This window comes from Exiguobacterium sp. PHA03, assembly GCF_041945985.1.
Taxonomy (GTDB): domain Bacteria; phylum Bacillota; class Bacilli; order Exiguobacteriales; family Exiguobacteriaceae; genus Exiguobacterium_A.
Genome location: NZ_JAUTYQ010000001.1, coordinates 1,927,997 through 1,943,767, shown reverse-complemented (window position 1 = coordinate 1,943,767; position 15,771 = coordinate 1,927,997). Strand labels below are relative to the sequence as shown.

General features: G+C 47.8%; 16 protein-coding genes. 12 read left to right on the top strand and 4 right to left on the bottom strand.

The features are described from left to right. Nucleotides 1-3 precede the first annotated feature (3 nt). Entirely contained in the window at nt 4-882 is an 879-nt protein-coding gene (locus Q7C19_RS10145) for a helix-turn-helix domain-containing protein (protein WP_035410425.1), read from the bottom strand. 147 nt (nt 883-1,029) lie between these two features. Here Q7C19_RS10145 and Q7C19_RS10140 point away from each other — a divergent pair, with 147 nt between their 5' ends. From Q7C19_RS10140 to Q7C19_RS10125, 4 genes are all read left to right on the top strand, one after another. Beyond that, the gene (locus Q7C19_RS10140) at nt 1,030-1,176 is read left to right on the top strand and encodes a hypothetical protein (protein ID WP_290756601.1); all 147 of its coding nucleotides are present in this window, start codon (nt 1,030-1,032) and stop codon (nt 1,174-1,176) included. A 79-nt stretch (nt 1,177-1,255) separates the two neighbouring features. Then, nucleotides 1,256-2,461 carry a hypothetical protein gene (locus Q7C19_RS10135; RefSeq protein ID WP_375092050.1) on the top strand — a complete coding sequence of 402 codons (1,206 nt, stop codon included), beginning with the start codon at nt 1,256-1,258 and terminating at the stop codon, nt 2,459-2,461. Continuing rightward, entirely contained in the window at nt 2,454-3,191 is a 738-nt protein-coding gene (locus tag Q7C19_RS10130) for a hypothetical protein (RefSeq protein WP_375092049.1), read from the top strand. Before Q7C19_RS10135 ends, Q7C19_RS10130 begins: the two co-directional genes overlap by 8 nt. 141 nt (nt 3,192-3,332) lie before the next feature. Further along, on the top strand, nt 3,333-3,644 hold the full coding sequence (locus Q7C19_RS10125; RefSeq protein ID WP_290752749.1) for a hypothetical protein: 312 nt from the start codon (nt 3,333-3,335) through the stop codon (nt 3,642-3,644). 37 nt (nt 3,645-3,681) lie between these two features. On the opposite strand, the gene Q7C19_RS10120 is transcribed toward Q7C19_RS10125, so the two are convergent. Beyond that, nucleotides 3,682-4,101: a helix-turn-helix domain-containing protein gene (locus tag Q7C19_RS10120; RefSeq protein WP_290785787.1), complete on the bottom strand. Its 420-nt coding sequence runs from the start codon at nt 4,099-4,101 to the stop codon at nt 3,682-3,684. A gap of 207 nt (nt 4,102-4,308) precedes the next feature. On the opposite strand from Q7C19_RS10120, the gene Q7C19_RS10115 reads away from it, so the two are divergent. Together Q7C19_RS10115 and Q7C19_RS10110 are read left to right on the top strand one after the other, a co-directional pair. Further along, on the top strand, nt 4,309-4,833 hold the full coding sequence (locus Q7C19_RS10115; RefSeq protein ID WP_290756613.1) for a VanZ family protein: 525 nt from the start codon (nt 4,309-4,311) through the stop codon (nt 4,831-4,833). Nucleotides 4,834-4,849: 16 nt separating this feature from the next. Further along, the gene (locus Q7C19_RS10110; RefSeq protein ID WP_290752742.1) at nt 4,850-5,845 is read left to right on the top strand and encodes an ATP-grasp domain-containing protein; all 996 of its coding nucleotides are present in this window, start codon (nt 4,850-4,852) and stop codon (nt 5,843-5,845) included. A gap of 65 nt (nt 5,846-5,910) precedes the next feature. Here the strand turns inward: Q7C19_RS10110 and Q7C19_RS10105 are convergent, their stop codons facing one another. Beyond that, the gene (locus tag Q7C19_RS10105; RefSeq protein ID WP_290752739.1) at nt 5,911-6,669 is read right to left on the bottom strand and encodes a homing endonuclease associated repeat-containing protein; all 759 of its coding nucleotides are present in this window, start codon (nt 6,667-6,669) and stop codon (nt 5,911-5,913) included. A 29-nt stretch (nt 6,670-6,698) separates the two neighbouring features. Further along, nucleotides 6,699-7,967: an O-antigen ligase family protein gene (locus tag Q7C19_RS10100; protein WP_375092048.1), complete on the bottom strand. Its 1,269-nt coding sequence runs from the start codon at nt 7,965-7,967 to the stop codon at nt 6,699-6,701. Between the two features lie 338 nt (nt 7,968-8,305). Here Q7C19_RS10100 and Q7C19_RS10095 point away from each other — a divergent pair, with 338 nt between their 5' ends. The 6 genes from Q7C19_RS10095 to Q7C19_RS10070 are packed head-to-tail and all read left to right on the top strand — an operon-like array spanning nt 8,306 to nt 15,764. Further along, a complete protein-coding gene (locus Q7C19_RS10095) occupies nt 8,306-8,941 on the top strand; it encodes a YveK family protein (RefSeq protein WP_375092047.1) in 636 nt (211 codons plus the stop codon). A gap of 21 nt (nt 8,942-8,962) precedes the next feature. Continuing rightward, nucleotides 8,963-10,828, top strand: coding sequence for a polysaccharide biosynthesis protein (locus tag Q7C19_RS10090; protein ID WP_375092046.1), 1,866 nt, complete (start codon nt 8,963-8,965; stop codon nt 10,826-10,828). Nucleotides 10,829-10,842: 14 nt separating this feature from the next. Continuing rightward, nucleotides 10,843-12,102 (top strand): oligosaccharide flippase family protein, encoded by a 1,260-nt coding sequence (locus Q7C19_RS10085; protein ID WP_290752728.1) that lies wholly within the window; start codon nt 10,843-10,845, stop codon nt 12,100-12,102. A 12-nt stretch (nt 12,103-12,114) separates the two neighbouring features. Continuing rightward, a complete protein-coding gene (locus Q7C19_RS10080) occupies nt 12,115-13,401 on the top strand; it encodes a hypothetical protein (protein ID WP_375092045.1) in 1,287 nt (428 codons plus the stop codon). Continuing rightward, nucleotides 13,391-14,425: an NAD-dependent epimerase gene (locus Q7C19_RS10075; RefSeq protein WP_313490503.1), complete on the top strand. Its 1,035-nt coding sequence runs from the start codon at nt 13,391-13,393 to the stop codon at nt 14,423-14,425. The genes Q7C19_RS10080 and Q7C19_RS10075 overlap by 11 nt, the downstream gene beginning before the upstream one ends. Beyond that, entirely contained in the window at nt 14,415-15,764 is a 1,350-nt protein-coding gene (locus Q7C19_RS10070) for a phenylacetate--CoA ligase family protein (protein ID WP_375092044.1), read from the top strand. The genes Q7C19_RS10075 and Q7C19_RS10070 overlap by 11 nt, the downstream gene beginning before the upstream one ends. Nucleotides 15,765-15,771 lie beyond the last annotated feature (7 nt).

The following is a 15,771-nucleotide window of genomic DNA, read 5'->3' as shown; positions in this document are numbered from 1 at the left end:
AATTTAGACTAGATATTCTGATTTGTTTTCTAGTATGAAATACTGATATTCCTTCATCTTTAGTAAATCGAAAAAAACGAGAGCACGCTGATATGAAAGTTTTATTCGTTGATGATGTTCATGCGCATTAAAGCGCTCTAAACAAGCGCCTTGTTGATAATAAAGCTGTCCAAGCATTGACATGTCTTTATATTTCAAACTTTGTTCAATGCCTTCTTCAATGACTTTTAAAGCGTAGTTAGGTTCTTTCAATTGTAAAAGTGTTTTAGAGAAGTTATATAAAATACGAATACGATCTAAAACTAATTCTTCATTTTCAAAGTCTAAATCAATTAATTCTTCATAAACTTTCCTGCTATGAGTGAAGTTTTTATTTTCAGAATATAGATTCGCAATTGCTGATTTTATTCGAATTATCATACTTGGTGAATAAAAAATTGAAGAGTATTTTTCAGACAGTTGACGTAAGACTACAATACAAGTTCTGTAGTCAGTCATATTTAACTTATGAGCTGAAATACTATTATAGTAGTTAAGCAACAATATGACTTCTTCATCTATATTTGGTTGCTCTAACTTAGATTTGGTCTCATAGTAAATTTTATCAAATTCGTTATTTCGAAACTTTTTTAATAATTGTTCATCTAATTGATAAAACGCTTCACGATAATTGGCATGATCAAAGAATGAAGAAAAAGGAACTTGTAGTTTTTTAGATAGTGCAAAGAGAAGCTCAACCGTTGGTGAATGCGTACCACTCTCGATCTTGCTGATCTCAGCTTGACTGCAAATTCCGTTTGCTAAATCTTTTTGTGTCAGATTATGTTTCTTTCGCAGTCGGCGTAATGCTAAGCCGATTTGCGGTGACATGAATTGATCCATCGGCTCCTCGTCCTTTCGTAAAGATTGAACTGGTACAGGGTACCAATTTCTATTATAGAAGCGAATGGAACGGGATACCACTGATTTACTTGATTTCGTATCAATGTTTCAACGACCATCTCACTTGATTCAGAAAGGGGTACAACCATGACACTCATTTTAAAAGAAACGCGACGTAACATGACTTCTTGCGCTTGGTGTCTCAATCCTGCTACCGTCTCCGTCGCCCCCCTCGCTCATCGGGAAATGGACCGGACTAATACGAAACCAAAAGCAACTATCAAATCGGCTTAATACACACAAAAAGGACTTCATTCGGATCGTAGAGAATGAAGCCCTTTTTTCAATCACTTGACGAGAAAGGAGAGAGGACATGATCGGATTATCACTTTTATCGGAACAAGACGGCTGGTTACAACGTTCCTTGCCATCTACCGCGATGCAGACTTTTTGTGAGACACATCGTATTTCAATCGATGCCTTTGATTATGATACGCATACGTTTCATGATTTACTCGATTACATGGATTTTCAGGAATATGAGCACTACGTCTTCGTCCTCCAAGGAGAAGGGGAGCGTACGTTGCGTCTCGTCGCGTATTTGCAACACGAGATGCTACACGTCCAGTTTCATTTGATCCGGCAGAACGGGGAGGTTCTGTTCGGTCAACCGGATTTCCTAAACGGTCTCTTCTTACCGCAGGAAGAGATACGGGTTTCGACATCCGTTCCAGCAGTCCATCATGCTCTCCTTTCGTTGATGACGGGTGTCTATCCCGCATCCGTGCCGCACCATCCGCAACCGCTGCGTCATGTCTACATCGAGGACAGCTCATTGTTGGACCGGATTCCAGTAGACAGTTTTCAAATGATGACGATCAATAGTGTCATCTATTTTGACCATCCGATGCGGCACGATCTGCCGATCATCGAACTGATGAGTCGGACTCCGATTTTGTTGACATTCTCAGATGGTTTATCTCCGTCACTTGCGTCACAGCTGACGGTTTTATCTCGCGATGCCCTTGCGGAGCGGTTACAAGACTGGCAGCAAACGGGGTGCATTCAAAACGATCAATCGATGGGGATTCTCGATTATGCGACATTAAGCGGATTACGCGTCTCGCATCGCCTGTTCTTTTTTGCGGACGGGATTTACGCTGATCGACAAAAAACGATTCAGTTGAGTGCGGATATTTCAATCGATATTGAATGTCTTCGAGAACAGCAACCTCAACCGGAGGCGCTCGCGTCGCAAACGGAACTGGAGTTGTTTCCGTTGTTGTATCAACTGGCAGGATCGTTTGAAGGGACGAGTCGTTTCATCACCCCTTACTCGGATCTCGAACTACCTCGGACATCCGGGCGAATCGGACCGTTGACGTTGATTGGCATTCAAAATGAGGAAGGGTGTTTTGCGTTCGATCGAACGACGTTACGCCTGTTCGAGACGAACGAAGCATTCCTCTGGATTTTAGAAGCGGATCAAAAGGAACAATTCGACGTGTTGCCAGAGCGACTCGGCGCAGACTATGCGGAAGCGATTCAGCATTACAAGGAGTTGATGTATCATGGGTGAGGTCTTATTTGGTCCGTTTTTGCGTAAAGGTAGCTACTCCCGCGTTCAAGTGCTTGATCATGTCCAAGCAGATGAACGATTTGGTCAACTGTACCAAGAAGCACAACAGTTAAATGAGGTCGATGAACTGATGCTCTATCGACGTTATCTACAAAAGGGGGAGCGGATCCTGTTTCATGGAACGTTTGATCCATCCCTGTTTAATCTTTTATCGGACGAGGGGTATGACCTTTATCTGATTGAACCAGAAGCTGCGCGGACGAAGCAAATCGCGGAGGAGTATCAGCATAAGATTTACGGCTGGAGTCATGACGTGACGGACGTCGTCGGACCTGAGTATTTTGACCGGATCATCTTACCGGGAACGACGATTTTACGTTATACGCGTGGGGAACTGCTGTTGTTCTTCCGAAACATCCGTCAACTGCTGCGACAGGGAGGACGCTTGCTCGTGTCCTTGTATCACATCGATCATCTGAAATCAATTGTCCATCCGATTGCGACACGACGCTTTCAAAAGACATTACTTTTCTATGGCTATCACATCGATGGGGAGCGTCTTTTGTTCAACGCTTATCTCAAATCCGGACAAGAGGAAAAAGTCAGTTATGCGGTCGAATATCTATACGAACCAAAAACGCTGTTTGAATTTGCGACGTTATCGCGTTATCATGGACAATTTCTATATGAAGGAAAGACAATGATGGTATTAGAGTTCGAAAAACAATAAGTACAAAATATAATGTAATAATAAAATGAAAAATATATGTAATATATTGGTTTGAATAGGTCTAAAGACTGGGTAATGAGATACAGTAGTTTCCTTTGCACGATTCAAAGTACATCATAAGAAAGAGGAGCCGGATGTATCATGGAAAATCAGAGCGGAAGTACCTTTCAACAAAGTTGTCTATCGTTCATTGAGACCTTGTTTCCAGACGAACCTTTTCATTTCTTAGAAGAATCGAAAGCGATGGACGCCTTTGGTTATCCCGGTCGTCAATTGTTTTTCTCTTCATCTGCCCGTACTTTGAAATTCACTGTACTCGAGCAGGCGCATAAGCATTACGCACGTGTATTCGTATCCGAGAAAACAAGCGAAAATACGTTTTTTCGTCAGTTATTAGAAGCAACATATGACGACAATCAATTATACATCGATCATATCGTCCAAACAGAATAAAAAAAGAGATCAAAATCAGCTGATTTTGATCTCTTTTTTACGCTTCGATAGAAGAAAGACCCCGCTTTAATGCTTGATCAATGAACGTTGCCATCTCATCCCGGACAGGTGATGAGACGAGTCGACCATCAAAATAGATTTCCTTCGATAGACTGAGATGAACCAGTAAATCTTCAAGAATGAGCTTTAGATCAAGCGGTTGCGATGGTTCAAGCGCTTGTTGCATGAATTCACTCAATGAAGGATGCTGTACATACTTCGGATCGATGAGATCAATGATCGTCGTGTCTAAAGCAAGAGCCAATCGTTCCAAAACTTGAGCAGAGGGAATGCGCTGACCACGTTCGTAAGCGGAAATGTCCGTTGCTGATTCACCACACCGTTCACCTAAAAATTTTTGAGTATACTTGTGTTGTTTGCGCAATTGCATGATTTTTTTTCCTAGTGCACGATTCATGGCACTCCACTCCTATTCTTCAGCTCATTCTTTATAGTACTAATTAACCACTTTCATTATAAAAGAAACCTGATAAATGTAAAATATCGTTTTTCAAGGAAACTAAAAAAATGAACTGGGTTAAAATAGAAATTGATTTTCGGAGAAAATCGCCTATCGTTTCTGTCCGTGCTATTCTAAAGTGATATCACATAAGGGAGTGTCTTCATGAAAAAAATCACCTGGTCCGGTTATGTCGTCTTTACCGTCCTATTGATCCTCTTCATCTCAAGTTCGATGCCCTATCAGGCACAATCGATCAAACCTGATCTATCTCGCTATATCCCATTAGGATTCGTCGATCATCTACGATTCATCTCCTTCTCGTATCATGGAGAAGTCAGTGTAGCGGCGCTCGGACGCAGTGGATTCATTGAATTTTTCATTCGTAAAGCAGCCCACGTCTCGACGTTTCTCGTATTAGGTATCGGCTTGATTGATTTGACGCGTCGTCGTTTGACACCGGGTCTTGCCGTCTTGTTCGCTTACTCATTAGCAATCACCATCGCTGTGTTTGATGAGTTTCATCAAATTTTAACGGGTGACCGGACTGGTCTTGTCCAAGATGTGCTACTCGATGGAACCGGAGCATTGATCGGAATCGGATGCTATCTGCTCGTTCGTAGGAAAAAAGTACAGCGCCAAGCAGGAAGTCTTTCTTTCTGGCACGAAAAGAAAAGGCATCACTTTTAACGAAGGAGATGGCCCTATGAAGACTGCCCATTTGTTGATGACAAGCGTTGGTCGCCGAACGAAACTGGTCGAGTACTTCGTTCGTGAGATGCCGGACGGTCACGTCAGTACTGCGGATTGTAATCCACTTGCACCGGGTCTTTATATGACGGAGCGTCATCATCTTGTCCCGCGCATCGACGCACCGGGGTATATCGATCATCTACTAGAGTTGTGTCAGCGGGAAGGCGTAACGGCGCTGTTGTCATTGATCGATCCCGAATTGGAGTTGCTCGCAGCGGCAACAGAACGATTTGAAGCGATCGGTGTCACGGTCCTTGTCTCACCGATGGATGCGTGCCAGTTATGCTTTGATAAATACGCTATGTATACGTATTGTGTCACGGAAGGGATTGCCCATGCACGAACATATGCGACACTCGACGCATTTAAAAATGCGCTCGCGCAAGGGGAAGTCGCATTTCCAGTCTTCGTAAAACCACGTAACGGCAGTGCTAGTCTTCATGTCCAGGTTGTCTCCTCCCTTCAGGTCGTCGAAGGATTGTTCGCTGTCCATCCGAATTTATTGATTCAGGAATACTTAAGAGGACAAGAACTTGGCGTTGATGTGTATGTCGATTGGCTGACGCATGAAGTGACGGATATCTTCATTAAGGAGAAACTCGTCATGCGCGCAGGAGAAACGGATAAGAGTCGCTCCGTCAAACGCGACGACGTCTTTGAATTGATTGAGCAGGTCTTAGCGGGAACTCGTCTCGTCGGTCCACTAGATTTTGATCTGTTCGATGTGGACGGAACGCTCTACTTATCGGAAATCAATCCACGATTTGGTGGGGGGTATCTTCATGCCTATGAATGTGGGGTCAATTTTCCGAAAGCGATCCGAAACAATCTCCACGGGCAACGCAATCCTCGACGCATCGGGGCGTATACGGAAGACATCTATTTGTTGAAGCACGATACGGTGACACTATTGCCGGCATCTCTACTTGAGCAGATCGAAAAATCATGATACGCACGAAAAAGGAGTGATCCGGTAACATACCGGGTCACTCTTTTTTAGATGGAGGAAAAGGATTAGGAAAGAGAAACGCGTGCACGCTTGAGGCATTGCACGGCGGAGGTCCAGCTGCCGAAGAGGGCGTTGATCGTCGAGGTGCTCGGAACCGAGCGACCTTCTGCCCATTTTCGGTAATGGATGATGCTGAGAGAAGGTAATTCTTCTTGTGCCTGCCGCAGTGCTTCAAGGACGTCTTCTTCGACCCATTTCCGTCGAGGTGGAGCGATGTCAAGGCAAGCGAGAGCATCTGCCCACGAACCATATTTACGGGCAATCGTCGCGACTGTCGGATGTCCATTTTCCTGTGCCCAAATCGCATACGTCTGTGTTGTCAGACGCGAAAGGACATCGGAAGCTTCAAGTAAAGCAGTGATGATCCGTTCTTCCGTCATCGAGATGGAGCGTGTCATCTCGATCTGTGCTTCTTCAAGCGCACGTGACCAAGAACCGAAACGTAAGTTGATCAGCGTCAAGGATGGTCCGTGTTTGGCTTTTGCCCACTCCCGGTAGCTATTACTATGGAAGGGATGTAAACGTGTCGATGCTTCCTTGATGAAAGTAAGAATCTCTTCATCTGAAAAATACGGACGAATTGATGAGAGACCAGCAGCTTGGAGTGCTTCACGCCAAGAGCCGAATACATTGATGATCGTCGTGATCGATGGAATGTCTTTTCCGACCGACCAGCGCGCATATGTCTTTGCGTCGAGAGAGGGATATTCGATACTAGCTTCGATCAGGCTATCGATGACTTGTTGTTCTGTCCATTTCTTCATGATGTCATACCCCTTTCGTGTAGGTGCGTCTAGGTGTGGGTACTGTCGTGAGGTGGAAGTCGACGAAGCGACGCATAAGCAAGAAGGCTGAGCCAAATGAAATAAAATCCACTCGGTCTGACGAGAACACTTTCCGTGAATTGGAGTAACCCGAGCCAGCTGGCTAGCAAGAGCGCGAGGAAAGCGAGATCCGTCGTCTGAATGCGAAGCAGTCGATAAAACAGATACAGAAAGACTGCACCGTACAGCAGACAACCGATGAGACCAAATTCGTAGAGAAACGTGATCGGTGTGCTGTGAAATGTATAAAGAATCCGTTCCCCGAGTTGTTCCTGCAGTCCACGCGGGGCACTTCCAATCCCGTGACCGAACCAGAGCGCGTCAGCGGAAGCGTGCCATCCTGCTTGCCAAAGCGTAAATCGTCCGTTAAGACTGAGCAAACGGGGAAGCAGACCTTGAAATGCGAAGACGGCACATAAGATCAGGCTTCCTGTCACGTAACAGGCAGCGACCTGCATCCGGCGTCTCGTTCCCGGAACCATTCGAATACTCGTCAAGAGTGCTAGGAGGACGAAGGAGTAGATTCCTGTCTGCGAACCGCTCCTTAGCAAAGCAATGACGATCAGGAGTAAGAAAACAGCGTGCAGAAGACTTTGCCAACGTGGAAACTGTCGCAGTAGATAGACCCAAGCAAGCAGTCCTCCCGGAACGAGCCACGCTGCGAACGTATTCGGATTGTTCATCAGTCCAGCAAGGCGAAGGAATGAACCTTGCTCTCCGACATACAGCTGAGGAAACGACAAAGGACCGATTCGAAGCCATTGTAGGTTTTCGACCGGAACATACTCTGTGCCAAACGAGACGATGAGTGCGTAGGAAGCGAGAAAGACGGCTTGTCCGTAAAGGAAGTAATACAGAAGACGATGCCATTGATCGATCGATGTACGTGAGAGCGAAGAGACGATGCCGACGAAAAGCCAAGTCGAAATGAGGTAAAGCGAAGCAAGGACACGATCCGTATTCGCGTTAAAAAAGAAAAATACGATATGAAATGTCAGATAAATCAGAAAAATAAATCCGATTTGATGTCCAGTTGTGCGATTGACGCGATAGAACGGTCGTAAGATGAACCAACAGACGCTGAACAGAATGATGTAGGCAGGAAGCAACCAAAGTGACCACTGTTTCGGTAACACTTCGTCCGTAAAGGATAGAGGACGAATCCAAGCATCGAGCATGATCCAAATGACTAGGATGGATAAGGCAAACGATGTAGGTATATTGACTGATTTTAACATGATTTCTAAAGACTATCCACCCTTCATATAGGACTTATTACCGATTCAAATACTTTTTAATCGTCAAATTTGTATTTACCCTCATCTTTTAAAAAATCATGCATACCAATGAAAAAATATTAAGAAAAACGCAATCATTTTTTCGTGAATCGCGTTTTTTTTGTGACATGAATTCCTGCTGTGAACTCGCGTCACGCAAACGAGATAGCTACCGAAAAAAATATAATCATTTTCACCAAGCTCTAATTGTTTTGGAATTCGATTGGAAATAAGGTGTAGACATAACCAATGTCCATCCATTCGGTCAAGCTAGAAAGAGGTGAACAACAGTGAGCTCGATGCATCAAAGAAAAACCTTTAGAGATCATCTGACGACACTCCGACGCGGCTGGTGGCTACTGGCACTCTTCACGATGCTCTTCGCAGGTGCCGGATATGCACTCAGCACGTATGTCATTCCGAAGACATATGAAGCGACGGCCTACATCCTCGTCGTTCCTCAAGCAAACGCAGAGGCGACATCGACGCCGACACTCGTCAGTACCTATCAAGATATCTTGCGAAGCCCAGAGGTCGTCGATCAGGTTGCCCAAAAGATGAACGTCACCGACAAGCGATTATTCGATTTGACGGATCGTCTGACGGTCTCGAGCAATCTCGATTCGCAAGTCATCGCCTTATCCATCACAGATCGTTCAGCGGAGCAGGCAGCCATTCAGGCAAATACGATGACGGAAGTCTTCCAGGATTATCTTCCGCAACTGATTAACACGAGTAAGACGGAAGTCTTCTCCAGTGCACGAATTCCAACGAAGCCCGTATCCCCGAACATTTTGATGAATACGGGAATCGGTGGTGTCCTTGGTTTAATGCTCGGACTCCTGATCGTCTATTCGCGCTCGTTAAGCAAAAAGGAAGTGACACGTGAAGCGACCGACAGTTATCCGAAAGTCATTCCCCGGACGCACTCATGAGAGAGGAGAGGAGACACCATCATGCAGCATTCCCCGCTTACCCCGTATCGTCGGCAGTTGAAGATTGGACTCCTTCGCCTGATCGACGCCGGAGTCATCGCACTCGCAACCGTAGTAACGTTCTACTTCTTTAATCCGCTCCATCTCACCGTCAATTTCGAGTTACAGGATGCGCTCGAAATCGCACTCATCCAGTGGATTGCCCTCACCTTCGTCGCTCATTGGATGCGTTTCTATCAAATCATCTGGCGCTACGCGAGTTTACGTGATCTCGCCGTTCTCCTCGTCGTCGTCCTTGCCAGCAGTTTCGTTTTACTTGGTCTTGAATATGCGTTGTTCGACTTTGCGGTCGAACGGGCGATCTTCTTGCAGACAGGACTTGTCTTGAACGGTATCTTATTCGTCCGGTTGTTGATTCGTGGCCGTAGTCTCAGACTCGTTCCGGAGCATAAGACGCTCGGCAAACGGACGCTAATCATCGGTGCCGGAGCTTCCGGGCAGATGATCACGAAAGAACTGAAACAAAAGAAATCGCATATCTTAAACGTCGTCGGATTACTCGATGACTCGCTTGAACTACGCGGGATGCGAATTCACGGTGTTCCTGTCATCGGAGCGATCGAGCAACTTGAATGCATCATCGAGGAACAAAAGATTGAAGCGGTCGTCCTCGCGATCCCGTCCTTACCGTATCCGCGACGAATCGAACTGTTGAATCGAATTAAACAGTCGCAAGTCGAGGCGCATACGTTACCGATGCTCGTTGAACTCGCTTCCGGTAAGGTCTCGATTCAACAAATCCGTGAAGTCTCAATCGCTGATTTACTCGGACGGGAACCAGTCGAGCTTGATATCACAGAAATCGAACGAAGTGTGCATGGAGCGACGGTCCTCGTCACCGGTGCCGGTGGATCAATCGGTTCCGAGATTTGCCGGCAACTGATTCGTTTTCGTCCTGAACGACTTGTTCTTCTTGGACACGGTGAAAACAGTATCTACCTGATTCGCCGGGAACTCGAGTGTCTCAGCCAGGACATCCAGTTCGAATCCGTCATCGCCGATGTACAGGACAGTGACCGGATGCTTGAAGTCATGCGACGCTTCGAACCGGACCTCGTCTATCATGCGGCAGCCCATAAGCACGTCCCACTGATGGAGGATAATCCGAGCGAAGCCGTCAAGAATAATATCTACGGAACACGTAACGTCGCCCGAGCAGCAGAAGCGGCTGGAGTCAAACGCTTCGTCATGATCTCGACCGATAAGGCAGTCAACCCGACGAGCGTGATGGGCGCGACGAAACGAATCGCTGAAATGGTCATCCAGCAGATGGCAAGAAATAGCGAAACGACGTTCGCCGTCGTCCGGTTCGGCAACGTCCTTGGGAGCCGCGGTTCCGTCATCCCACTTTTCAAGGAACAAATCGCGAAAGGTGGGCCGATCACGATCACCGATCCTCGGATGACACGTTACTTCATGACGATTCCGGAAGCGAGTCGTCTCGTCATTCAAGCGAGTGTCCTCGCAAAAGGAGGCGAAGTGTTCGTCCTTGATATGGGTGAACCGGTCCACATTACGACACTTGCGAAAAACTTGATTCACTTGAGTGGATTTACGGAAGAACAGATCCCGATCGTCTACAGCGGGATTCGAAAAGGGGAGAAACTCTACGAGGAACTGCTCGCTCGTGATGAGGTGCATGACGAACTCGTCTTCGATAAGATCCTCGTCGGAAAGACACGCCCCTTCGGCTCCGTCGATCCGTACTTGCGTGAGATCGCCCAAGCGCTCGATCGGGATGATACACTTCGCCAGTATTTATTAGAAGCGACGAACGAGACCGATGCCGATCCAGTCGCACCAACGATGCGGATCGCTCGTAAATAGAGAGGGGGAGAACGATGAAAACGGTCCGGCTGTCTCGCTTCAATCTCATCTTCATTGCGGATACAGCATATTCGTTGCATCAATGGATGATTTTGACGCTCCTGATCAAATGGAGTACGCCGCTCAATATCGGCTACTTCAATTACGCCCTTGCCATCACCGCACCAATCGTCATGTTCTGTTGGCTGAATGCCAGTACGATCCTGACGGCAGAACGGGCTGGACTGACGAACTTCTGGCTCTTCATCAAGACCCGTTTTTCGCTCCTCTCGGCAGGTGTGTTCGTCCTCCTTGGTGTCTATTATTTCTTCGGTGAAGCGAACATCTTACTGCTGACGTTACTCGTCTATCTCAATAAATACATGGAGTCGTTCGCTGATCTCGGATACGGCTTCTTACAGGGACACACTGCCTTCAAGGAAGTCGCCATCTCGAAGATTTTTCGCAGTCTCCTGAATGTCTCAGGCGCAGCACTCGTCCTCTTTACGACCCATTCGATCCAGGGATTCGTCATCGCCTTGATCACTGGTAACTTGATCATGTTACTCGTCTACGATCTCCCGACGATTCGCCGGGTCGGTCGTGGTTTTGACAATCAAGCGCTCGACTTACGATATCGATCCGGTAAGGAGCTGTTCCTTAAAGCGATGCCACTCGGGTTCGTCGCTCTCCTGATCGCCTTGAACGCAAACATCCCACGATTATTCGTTGGACATGCGATCGGAACGGAAGAGCTCGGATATTATGCAAGCATTGCCTATCTACTCGTACTCGGTAGTCTGTTCATCCACTCCTTGATTGCTGTCTTATTGCCGAACTTCTCGTCAGAGACTGGAGAACGCCAAAGTTTACCGGAACTGCGCAAGCTGACACGGTCGATGTTACTGATGACGAACGTCGTCGGGATCCTCCTGATTCTTGGAGCAATCTTCTTCGGAAAGTGGGGTTTGACGATTTTCTACAATGCGTCGTTCGTCAAATATCATCTGATTTTCGTCTTGATGATGGTCGCGTCGTTGTTCTTCTATAATTCGACCGTCATTCAAGCACTACTGACCGGCTTCCAGCAGTTTCGAATCCAGACACTCTCGATCTTCGGCAGTGTCGTCGTCAATCTCGTCGCTTGTAGCCTCTTGATTCCGTTGTACGGACTATACGGAGCGACGATTGCATACACACTTTGCGCAGTCACTCAGATCGTCCTACTGTTACCCGCGCTCTATCGCTCCTTGTATCCACGAAACGTCGCCTTCGTCGTCGAACAAAGCAGTTAAGGAGGGAAGAAGATGCGACCAATTCTCTTACTCATCGTCATTGAAGCGCTCGTTTGTCAATTCGCCCGGTCGCTCTTCCCGGACACGTACGTGACCGCCTTGCTGCTCATCAACTCGGTGTTGTTTCTCTGTTACCTACTCCGCCAAGCCGAGACGACGCCGCTCTATCTTGTCTTCATCACCGCTTTCTTCGTCCGATTGGTTTTGATGTTCATCGATCTCGAACTGTTCCGCTTACCACCGCACAGTGGGGACGATACGGAAGCCTTTCATCTCGAAGGTGTCCAAATCTTCACCGACCCGTCGACCTTCAATGATGTCGTCCGCGGCACCTATTCCAAGTTTCTCGGAATCTTCTATCTGATGTTCGGACCGGAACGAATCCTAGCTCAGTTCTTCAACGTCATCCTTGGCGTCGTCGCCGTCGTCATTCTAGCAAAGACATTACAGCGATTACGTTTACCGGAACGATACGTCTTTGGTGCAACACTCATCTTCGCGTTCTTCCCGCAAGGATTGTTGCTCTCACCGATTCTCTTACGGGATCAGATCGTCGCCCTTGGAATCGTCTATACGCTTTATTACATGGTCCGCTGGACGGAAGAGAAGTCCAGCAGACATATGGTTCTCGCGTATCTCGGCTACTTCGTCAGTACGATGTTCCACTCCGGTCTTGCCGTTGGAATCGCCGTCTTACTCGTCTACTTCTCGTTTTATAGCCATGAGACACGACGCATGGACTTTGAACCGACGAAGGTACAGCGACTGATTTTCCAAGTACTCGTCGTCGGCTTCATCGTCTACAGCTTCCAAGACGTCTTGTTCGCGAAGTTCACCCACGTATCGGAAAACGGACAGTTGTTCAGCGGGATGAGCTACGATCGTGGCGGCTCCGCTTACTTGAATGGATTGACGGTGACAGGTCCAGGCGACATGATTCTCTACTCACCGATCCGGATGATCTACTTCCTGTTCTCACCATTCCCGTGGCAATGGTCGAGTGTCATGAACATCCTGATTTTCTTCCTTGACGCCATCTTCTACTTCATCGGTTGTTTTGCCATCGTTCGGTCGTTCAAACTGATTCGTCAGCATCCGTTCGGCAGCGTCCTCTTCTTCTTTTTCCTTCTTTTTGCACTCAACGCGTTGATCTTCGGTCTTGGAACCGGCAACGTCGGAACGGCCATCCGACACCGGTATAAGTTGTTCCCGATGTTACTCATCGTCTACACAACCGTTCACTACATGCGCCTGCAAGCGCGCCACTACTTCGAGGAGGTCGAACACCGTGCCGAATAAAACGATCTTAATCACTGGTATCGCAGGCTTCATTGGATTTCATGCCGCACGCCGTTTCATCCGGGAGGGTTACCGGGTCATCGGACTCGATGAAGTGAACGACTATTACGACCCGACGTTAAAAGAAGCCCGGCTCGCTGAACTCGGCACGAATTATACATTTTACCGGGTCTCACTCGAAGAGACGGAAGTCGTCGCGCGAATCTTTGAACAAGAATCAATTGATCTCGTTCTCCACCTGGCAGCGCAGGCAGGCGTACGCTATAGCATCGACCGACCCGATGTCTACATGACATCAAACATCGTCGGTTTTCTCTCGATTCTAGAAGCCTGTCGCCATCATCCCGTCGAGCAGTTGATCTACGCTTCATCGAGTTCCGTCTATGGATCGAATACGAAGATGCCATTCGCGACGACGGATGCCGTCGACCATCCGCTAAGTCTTTACGCCGCCTCGAAAAAAGCGAACGAACTGATGGCGCACACGTATAGCAGCCTTTACGGCATCAAGACGACAGGGCTTCGCTTCTTTAGCGTCTACGGTCCATGGGGGCGCCCGGATATGGCACTGTTCAAATTCACAGAGGCAATTGCGAAGGGCGAACCAATCGATCTCTACAACTACGGCGAGATGGGACGAGACTTCACCTACGTCGACGATATCATCGAAAGCATCTATCGTCTGTTCCAGACTGAACCGGAAGTCGACGCGACGTTTGACGCGTCAAATCCCTTACCGGATCGTAGCAACGTCCCGTATCGCGTCTACAACATCGGTAGTCATAGCCCGATTCGCTTAAGTGAATTCGTCGCCTTGATTGAACGACGCCTCGGTAAGACGGCGATCAAGAACGGGATGCCGTTACAGCCGGGTGACGTCCCGGAAAGTTTCGCCGATGTCTCCTCACTATTCGAGACAATCGGCTACCGACCACAGACGACGGTCGAAGCTGGTGTCAATGCATTCATCGACTGGTACGAGAGCCATTACTTGATGAAGGAGGAAATCCAAGATGGCGCTTAAAGAAAATATCTACTATCGCTCTCCAATTTTCATCCAAAATTGGCTGACCTCGTTATACGGTCGGAAGTTGATGCAAGAACGCTACGGTCGCTTCTATGAGCAAAAGATGAAGGAACTTCGGATGAAGGACCGGACGCGGGATTACCAAGCGGAACAACTCGACCGTCTGAATGCGTTCCTTGCCTTCGCCGTGGCGCATACACCGTATTACACCCAACTCTTTCACGAACATAACATCCAGTTACCGTTTACGTCACTCGAGCAGCTGAAGACGATTCCGATCCTTGAAAAAGAGACGCTTCGCCAAAACAATGATGCGTTCATGTCCCGTGTCGATGCGCCGGTTCGCGGACGGACGGGAGGGACGAGCGGAAAGTCACTCCAAGTCGCCTTCATGCGAGAAGATGTCCAGGAACGGATGGCCCATCTTGATTATTTCAAGGAACTCCACGGTTTCAAGGCCGGAATGCGCCGGGCAAGCTTCACCGGTCGGACGCTGACAGCCATCGATCAAACGAAACCGATCTTCTGGCGGATGAATCGACCACTCAATCAATTGTTACTCTCGATTTTTCATATGAAAGAAGAGAACTTCCCAGCCTATATTGAAGAGCTGAATCGTTTTCAACCACGCGCACTCGACGGAACACCGACGGCGATGGTCGAAATCGCCCGTTATATGCTGAAGCACCACATTCAACTGGATATCCCGCTGATCGCCATCTTCCCGACATCCGAAACGGTGACGGAGGAGATGCGCTCCATCCTCGAGGAAGCATTCGGTGTCCCGGTCTTTGATCAATACGGTTCCTCGGAAGGAGCACCAATCATCTCGGAGTGCCGCCATCATAAACTGCATCTGCACCACGAAACTGGCATCATCGAACCGTATGGAGAGGACGGAGAAGTCGTCGTCACATGTTTTACGACACGCGGCACACCGCTGATTCGTTACCGGATCGGTGACCGGATGACACTCAGTGACGAGACATGCGGCTGCGGATTAAATGGTCCCGTCATCGCCTCGATCGATGGTCGGGGAACGAGCTACATCGTCAGCGAGAAGCGTGGCAAAGTCTTCGAAGGAGACATCACGACGATTGCCCGGGAGCTACCGAACTCAGTTCTACGACTCCAAGTCGAACAGCATGCGCTTAATCATGTGACACTCCGCTATATTCCGGATGCGAAACGTTTCCAACCGAAGCACGAACAGATTCTCTTGAACGAGATGCGCAAGTTACTCGGCTCCGACATGAAAATCGTCCTCGAACCAGTCGAACACGTCAAACAAGAGCCAAACGGAAAAACGTTGATCGTCAAACAGTCGATGAAATAGGAGGAAC

Excerpts from the sequence above, each read along its gene's own strand:
- Q7C19_RS10110 (WP_290752742.1), top strand. The coding sequence starts at position 4,850 with ATGAAGACTGCCCATTTGTTGATGACAAGCGTTGGTCGCCGAACGAAA.
- Q7C19_RS10080 (WP_375092045.1), top strand. The coding sequence starts at position 12,115 with ATGCGACCAATTCTCTTACTCATCGTCATTGAAGCGCTCGTTTGTCAA.
- Q7C19_RS10090 (WP_375092046.1), top strand. The coding sequence starts at position 8,963 with ATGCAGCATTCCCCGCTTACCCCGTATCGTCGGCAGTTGAAGATTGGA.
- Q7C19_RS10135 (WP_375092050.1), top strand. The coding sequence starts at position 1,256 with ATGATCGGATTATCACTTTTATCGGAACAAGACGGCTGGTTACAACGT.
- Q7C19_RS10095 (WP_375092047.1), top strand. The coding sequence starts at position 8,306 with ATGCATCAAAGAAAAACCTTTAGAGATCATCTGACGACACTCCGACGC.
- Q7C19_RS10100 (WP_375092048.1), bottom strand. The coding sequence starts at position 7,967 with ATGTTAAAATCAGTCAATATACCTACATCGTTTGCCTTATCCATCCTA.
- Q7C19_RS10125 (WP_290752749.1), top strand. The coding sequence starts at position 3,333 with ATGGAAAATCAGAGCGGAAGTACCTTTCAACAAAGTTGTCTATCGTTC.
- Q7C19_RS10130 (WP_375092049.1), top strand. The coding sequence starts at position 2,454 with ATGGGTGAGGTCTTATTTGGTCCGTTTTTGCGTAAAGGTAGCTACTCC.
- Q7C19_RS10070 (WP_375092044.1), top strand. The coding sequence starts at position 14,415 with ATGGCGCTTAAAGAAAATATCTACTATCGCTCTCCAATTTTCATCCAA.
- Q7C19_RS10120 (WP_290785787.1), bottom strand. The coding sequence starts at position 4,101 with ATGAATCGTGCACTAGGAAAAAAAATCATGCAATTGCGCAAACAACAC.
- Q7C19_RS10145 (WP_035410425.1), bottom strand. The coding sequence starts at position 882 with ATGGATCAATTCATGTCACCGCAAATCGGCTTAGCATTACGCCGACTG.
- Q7C19_RS10140 (WP_290756601.1), top strand. The coding sequence starts at position 1,030 with ATGACACTCATTTTAAAAGAAACGCGACGTAACATGACTTCTTGCGCT.
- Q7C19_RS10085 (WP_290752728.1), top strand. The coding sequence starts at position 10,843 with ATGAAAACGGTCCGGCTGTCTCGCTTCAATCTCATCTTCATTGCGGAT.
- Q7C19_RS10105 (WP_290752739.1), bottom strand. The coding sequence starts at position 6,669 with ATGAAGAAATGGACAGAACAACAAGTCATCGATAGCCTGATCGAAGCT.
- Q7C19_RS10115 (WP_290756613.1), top strand. The coding sequence starts at position 4,309 with ATGAAAAAAATCACCTGGTCCGGTTATGTCGTCTTTACCGTCCTATTG.